Here is a 1,583-nt window from a genome sequence, read left to right as displayed (position 1 = left end):
ACGGCCGGCACGACGAGTACTGACTCCCGCCGTGTGCGGGAGAGCAACGGATCTCAGCCGTTGCGACGCACGAGGGCGGCCTTGCGGGCCTCGGCGAGCTTGCGGGCCTCGCCGGCCTTTCGGGACTTGCCGCCGGCGCCGCGGGAGGCGTCCTTGCTGGTACCGAGGCCGCGGAAGGGAGCGTTGCTGTTCTTGGGTCTGGGGACGGCGGGCCCGCCGTCGAGCGGGGTGCCGGAGGGAGCCTTGGCGCCGGTGATCCGGCTCAGCTCCGCCTCGCCCGAGCGCACCTTGGTGACGGTCGGCTCGATGCCGGCCTCGGCCAGCATGCGGCTCGTCTCGCGGCGCTGGCCCGACAACACGAGCGTGACCACGCTGCCGGACTCACCGGCGCGGGCGGTGCGGCCCGCTCGGTGCACATAGTCCTTGGGGTCGGTGGGCGGGTCGACGTTGACCACGAGATCGAGGTCGTCGACGTGCAGGCCGCGGGCCGCGACATTGGTCGCCACCAGGACGGTGACCTGGCCGTTCTTGAACTGCGCCAGGGTCCGTGTGCGCTGCGGCTGGGACTTGCCGCTGTGCAGCGCCGCGGCGTGCACCCCGCTGGCCCGCAGATGCCGGGTGAGCAGGTCGACGGCGTGCTTGGTGTCGAGGAACAGCAGTACGCGGCCGTCGCGGGCGGCGATCTCCGTGGTGACGGCGTAGCGGTCCGGGCCGTGGACCACTAGAACGTGGTGCTCCATCGTCGAGACCGTGCCCGCGGACAGGTCGACCGAGTGGACGACCGGGTCGTGGAGGTAGCGGCTGACCAGCTGATCGACGTCGCGATCCAGGGTGGCCGAGAACAGCATCCGCTGACCGTCGGGGTGCACCTGGTCGAGCACGTCGACAACCTGCGGCAGGAAGCCCAAGTCGCACATCTGGTCGGCCTCGTCCAGCACGGTGATCCTCACCCGTCCCAGGCGGCAGTCCTTGCGCTCGATCAGGTCGTGCAGGCGCCCCGGGGTGGCGACCACCACCTCGACTCCCTGGCGCAGCGCGGCGACCTGCCGGCCGATCGACATACCGCCGACGACCGTGGCCGTCCGCAGCCGCAATGCCTCGGCATACGGCGCCAGCTCCTGGGTGACCTGTTGGGCCAGCTCCCGGGTGGGCACAAGGATCAGAGCGAGGGGCTGCTTCGGTTCGGCGCGGCGCCCGGCCGTACGGGTCAGCAGCGGCAGGCCGAAGGCGAGCGTCTTGCCCGATCCGGTGGGCCCGCGCCCCAGGACGTCGCGCCCCTCCAGGGCATCGGGCAGTGTGGCGGCCTGGATCGGAAAGGGTTCGCGCACCCCGAGTCCGTTCAGTGTCCGCTGCACCTCCGCCGGCAGGTCCAGGCCGGCGAAGGAGACGGCCGGGGGCAGTGCCGGGGTCGTGGCCTCGGACTGGGCGGGACCGCCGTGAGCGATGCCGGAGTCATCGGGATGCTTCATGAACAGCCTTCCGCAGGGGAACGTGCCGAGGAAGGCCCGGCAGGATTGAACAGCCCACGCACAAGCGGAAGCCCACAGACAGAATCGCCCACCGCGACGACCACGCAAACGCAC

At 71.4% G+C, this 1,583-nt stretch carries 1 protein-coding gene; it reads right to left on the bottom strand.

Annotation, left to right across the window (positions count from 1 at the left end; translation table 11 throughout):
- Positions 1-53: 53 nt before the first annotated feature.
- Complete coding sequence (locus tag VIU94_RS12785) at positions 54-1,469, bottom strand: DEAD/DEAH box helicase (protein WP_331910818.1); 1,416 nt, start codon at positions 1,467-1,469, stop codon at positions 54-56.
- Positions 1,470-1,583: the final 114 nt, after the last annotated feature.

The sequence above is a fragment of the Streptomyces sp. genome (assembly GCF_036566765.1).
Taxonomy (GTDB): domain Bacteria; phylum Actinomycetota; class Actinomycetes; order Streptomycetales; family Streptomycetaceae; genus Streptomyces.
The sequence above is the reverse complement of the archived record's forward strand: the minus strand, read 5'-3'. Positions and strand labels throughout refer to the sequence as shown.